This window comes from Vulcanisaeta sp. EB80 (genome assembly GCF_002078205.2).
The window spans coordinates 1-4,447 of sequence record NZ_LCWN02000104.1 but is presented as its reverse complement, the minus strand read 5'-3'; the positions used below and the strand labels follow the sequence as shown (position 1 = coordinate 4,447).

The following is a 4,447-nucleotide window of genomic DNA, read 5'->3' as shown; positions in this document are numbered from 1 at the left end:
CAAACCGAAACCAACCACACGCACCCATAACCTTAATACAGAACCCAAGCCTCGTAAATAATGCATCGCGGATTCACTGAGTTAGGTGCTTACGAGGATCAATCATTAAGCAGATTGGTTTTATAAAATTGAGGAGCCACTACTAAAGTCAACAAACGAGGTTTAATTATATGAAGTATTTGATTTGTGTGGTTTTGTGTTTGTGGAGCGTGAACTAAAGCCTTATTAATGCTTAGGTTGGTTTTGTCTTGATGGTCGAGTCGATAGTGGCTTCTGCCATTGATAAGGCTTTGGAGACTGTCTTGAGGAAGGTTGGTGAGGGTAAGAAGCTGTCCACGGAGGACTTGGTCGTGCTAATGCTTGGTTTGTTTCAGGAGATTAGGAAGGACGTAACCGAGACGAATAAGAGGATAGATGCAATAAATGACTCATTAAGCAAGAGGATCGACGCACTCTATGATCTAGTGGGCAAGATCTATGATTTAGTGGGTAAGAATTATGAGGCGTTAAACAGGAAAATTGAAGAGACGAACAAGAGGATTGATGCTCTCTACGAATTAATGGGTAGGAATTATGAGGCGTTGAACAATAGGATTAATGCATTAAACGACACCTTAAGCAGGAGGATTGAGGAGACGAATAAGAGGATTGATGAGGTAAATAGGAGGATTGATGAGTTGGGTAAGGGCATGAGCGAGATGAGGGAGAGCATAAATAGGAGGATTGACGAGACCAACAAGAGGATCGACACACTATACGACCTACTAGGCAAAATATACGAAACACTGATAAAGGGAGCAACCACACAAAGGCAGAAGGCAGGTAAGAGCCAAACATAATCATTATTTCAGCATTCTTTTGAAATCACCCATCCTCGGTCACCTATATAATTCCTAGGTGCTTCGATTGATTAATGCATGGGTGGTTTACATCTCTATTGCTCATGAGTTGTTCGTAGTCCTCCTCCCTAATTGATATTATTGAGAATTGCACGTGATCCTGCCGACCACCTCCACCTGGCTTCGCCTTATTGGTTATGAATAGTAAGTCATTGGACACATCATTCACATTAACAGCACCAATAGGATCGTTGGGTACCTCGCCGAATTCAATAATCACCGTGAATTTGCCTGCAGGATCCCATTCACTAACTGCTGAATGTTTGGGATTGGGAGTACCTGGTGACTTAATCATGAATGGCCCAATAAACGTTAAACCACAGCTTTGTAGGGAAGTTGACTGGTTTTGTGACCTTACATAAAAGAAGAATAGGTCATTGACCTGAATCAGCTTTTGAGCTGTATGACCGTATTTGCTCAGTTCAACGCCGAAAACCCGGTATTTAAGGCAGGTATGGAGATTTCCGGGCTTTGGTTACAAAGACCCAATGCTTAACCATGCAATTCACGCTTTGCTTTAATGAGGATTAAGTATTTTTAAATGTGATTAATTAGATTCAATCTTTCAATGCTAATTGCGTATGCCTGTTTTATGCTGCATTTAATTTAATAACGTTAAAAGTATGGAAATCGTATGCAATGCAGTTTACATTAACGAGTTGGGTTAAATATGGTAGGTTTAATTTTTAAGGCGCTTATAATAAGTCTATTTGTATGGGTAACACGATTCAGCCCCAGGCTAGGCTTAGGAGGGCTTTGACACTGACTGACTATTTCATGCTTCCCCTTACTGGTATGGTTGGTAGTGGTTGGTTGTTTGCCGCATTAGGCGCCTCTGGTGCTATGGGTCCTGCGGCGATTTTATCATGGATAATAGCCGGCGTACTATTCATATTCATGGTTTTCCCCTTCGCCGAGCTGGGTGGCTTATTCCCATTTAGTGGCTCCCTGGCTAGGTATAACCACTACAGTCACGGTACAATCAGTAATTACCTACTTGCCTGGGCATATGCCCTGGGTGCCATCACCACGGTGTCTGTGGAGGCAGTCGCAATTGTGGAGTACGCAAGCTATTATGTGCCCGAGTTTTGGAACTCCACACTCAATGTATTAACACCGTTGGGTCTATTTACCGCGGCTACATTGATATTGTTGTTCTTCGTCATTCAATTAATTGGTGTTAATATCTTTGGTTGGTTCAATAGGTTCATAACCGCCTGGAAGATATTGATACCGGGACTCACAATAATACTCCTCATAGCCCTATACTTCCACCCGGACCACGTCGTTGGTAAATTACCCGGCGGCTTTGCACCATACGGTTATCCAGCAATCTTTGCCGGCATGATAACGTCAGGCATAGTATGGGCTTACCAAGGCTTTAGACAGGGGCTTGAGTACGCTGGTGAGGGTAAGAATCCGCAGAGGGATGTGCCGCTGGGTACAATATTGGCGTTCATCACGACAATAATACTGTACGTCTTACTCGAGATTGCATTCATAGGTGCCATTAATTGGAAGGCCGCAGGCGTCTCGCCAGGTGATTGGCAAGCCCTCGCCTCGAGTGATTGGGCGGCGCACCCATTTGTTAGTGAGGCTATGGCTACGGGTATACCAATACTCATGGGATGGGCCATATTTTTGCTCGTCGATGCCATCATATCTCCGGCCGGTACATTGGCTGTCTACGTTGGCACTAGTGGTAGGAATTTGTATGGTATGTCTAGGGTTGGTTACATACCCAGGTTACTCTCTCAAATACATAGGAGGTTCCAAACACCCTGGGTTGCGCTTTTGGTGGCTACCGTAATCGGTATAGCATTCATGGCGCCATTTCCGACGTGGTATGCAATAATGTCCTACTCAACGGTCATGACGATTTATGGGTATCTACAGGTTGGTATATCCAACCACGTACTTAGGAGGGTCGCCCCAGACCTGAATAGGCCGTTTAAGACGCCAGCTTGGTACATATTCTACCCAGTAAGCTTCATCGTAGCCTCATTACTGATTTATTGGTCTGGTTGGTCGTACGTAAACGCCATAATAGCCGGCGTAATACTCGGGTTCCCACTATTACTACTCGGCCCATACAGGTCGGAGATAAGGCTCACGCAGGGTGCAGCCGTAATCTTTGCAGTGGCTTACTGGATAGCAACCGCTCTGGTAATTGCCGGTTGGTACCTGGGCTGGTTCTCAGTTCTAGGTCCATTACCATCCTTCGCAATCTACTGGACACTAATCACGTTAATACAGGTACTAAGCCTATTGTACGTATGGCTTAAGTCGAGACATCCAGACGCCAAGGCAGCCTTTTGGATACCCATATTCAACGTATTCCTCGGCACAATCTCATACATAGGATCATTGGGCCCACTATCAACACCAATAATCCCATACCCATGGGACTACATAGTATTCGCAATACTAAGCCTAGCCGCATACTTCATAGCCGTACAACTAGGCTACGAAACAAAGGACCTAAAAGAAATAAAGCAAAAAGGATTACCAATAGAGTGATGACGATAAATAAAATAAATAGCCATTAAAATATATAAAATATTTAATTCGTAGCCTATGTCATATTCATGATAGCTCTAACAGTTGGATTAACGCTTTATGTGGCGTCCACAGCCAAGGATCATGAGAATGCGATGAAGCATGTGAGGGCTGGTTGGTGGGTTGTGGCGACGATATTCTCGGCATTCGTATTATCGTTCCTAGGCTCCTTCAGTGTTTTTGAGACGCCGATAATACCGTTCCCATGGGATACAGTAGTTGCTGCCCTTGTGGCGCTTGGGCTTTATCTGTATGGTTCATATAGTGGGATACTTACTGAGGATCTGGTTGTTGCATTAAGGGAGATGGGTGGTGTTTAATATACCATAAAAATAGTAATTAAAACATTTATTAAAATACGATCACATATGTCAGAATTCTGACATAAAAGTAAATAAATTAAGCCTTATTAGTCTAGTCCGTGTTGGGCAAATACTCTACGTTTCCACCGACAGATCCTGGGTTTGAGGATCCGCCAAGGCTTAGTAACTATGATGTTATAGTAATTGGTGGAGGTGGCGGTGGCTATCATGGCGCTTTCGAACTTAGTAAGGGTGGTTACAGGGTCTTGTTAATTGATGATAAGGGTAATCTTGGCGGTAACTGCCTATACGAGGGTTGTATACCCTCTAAATCCGTATCAATTGCTATCTACCTGATGAAGAAGCTTAGAAACATACTGAATAGTGTTGGTAATACGGATATAAACAAGGTCAAGATCCTCTGGGAAAACGCGATTGATCATAAGGATAACGTGCAGTACATACGATATCTGCAGCATATAAGGGAGATTAAGGAACATGAGAACGTGGATTTCGTGAAAGGCATTGCGAGGATTGTCGATAACCATAGGGTTGTTGTGGAGGCTATCGATGGATCATGGAGGAGGGAGGTGGAGGGTAAGTACCTGCTCGTCGCCACGGGATCAACGGCGATAAGAATACCAGTACCTGGTGCCGAATTAGCCATAGGTAGTGAGGAGCTTTTTG

At 43.9% G+C, this 4,447-nt stretch carries 5 protein-coding genes; 4 read left to right on the top strand and 1 reads right to left on the bottom strand.

Annotation, left to right across the window (positions count from 1 at the left end):
- Nucleotides 1-251 precede the first annotated feature (251 nt).
- Complete coding sequence (locus tag B7L70_RS11875) at nucleotides 252-839, top strand: hypothetical protein (RefSeq protein WP_081228370.1); 588 nt, start codon at nucleotides 252-254, stop codon at nucleotides 837-839.
- Nucleotides 840-882: 43 nt separating this feature from the next.
- On the opposite strand, the gene B7L70_RS14015 is transcribed toward B7L70_RS11875, so the two are convergent.
- On the bottom strand, nucleotides 883-1,194 hold the full coding sequence (locus tag B7L70_RS14015) for a hypothetical protein (protein WP_238376244.1): 312 nt from the start codon (nucleotides 1,192-1,194) through the stop codon (nucleotides 883-885).
- A 419-nt stretch (nucleotides 1,195-1,613) separates the two neighbouring features.
- Between B7L70_RS14015 and B7L70_RS11865 the strand changes: the two genes are divergently transcribed.
- From B7L70_RS11865 to B7L70_RS11855, 3 genes are all read left to right on the top strand, one after another.
- Nucleotides 1,614-3,419 carry an APC family permease gene (locus tag B7L70_RS11865; protein ID WP_081228369.1) on the top strand — a complete coding sequence of 602 codons (1,806 nt, stop codon included), beginning with the start codon at nucleotides 1,614-1,616 and terminating at the stop codon, nucleotides 3,417-3,419.
- Nucleotides 3,420-3,487: 68 nt separating this feature from the next.
- Nucleotides 3,488-3,778 (top strand): hypothetical protein, encoded by a 291-nt coding sequence (locus B7L70_RS11860; RefSeq protein ID WP_081228368.1) that lies wholly within the window; start codon nucleotides 3,488-3,490, stop codon nucleotides 3,776-3,778.
- A gap of 101 nt (nucleotides 3,779-3,879) precedes the next feature.
- Nucleotides 3,880-4,447, top strand: a 568-nt coding sequence (locus B7L70_RS11855; RefSeq protein ID WP_143701649.1) for an FAD-dependent oxidoreductase, incomplete at its 3' end; no start/stop codon positions are given.

What these genes read in the sequence shown, in the direction of transcription:
- B7L70_RS11875 (WP_081228370.1), top strand. Translation starts at nt 252, where the DNA reads ATGGTCGAGTCGATAGTGGCTTCTGCCATTGATAAGGCTTTGGAGACT.
- B7L70_RS14015 (WP_238376244.1), bottom strand. Translation starts at nt 1,194, where the DNA reads ATGATTAAGTCACCAGGTACTCCCAATCCCAAACATTCAGCAGTTAGT.
- B7L70_RS11865 (WP_081228369.1), top strand. Translation starts at nt 1,614, where the DNA reads ATGGGTAACACGATTCAGCCCCAGGCTAGGCTTAGGAGGGCTTTGACA.
- B7L70_RS11860 (WP_081228368.1), top strand. Translation starts at nt 3,488, where the DNA reads ATGATAGCTCTAACAGTTGGATTAACGCTTTATGTGGCGTCCACAGCC.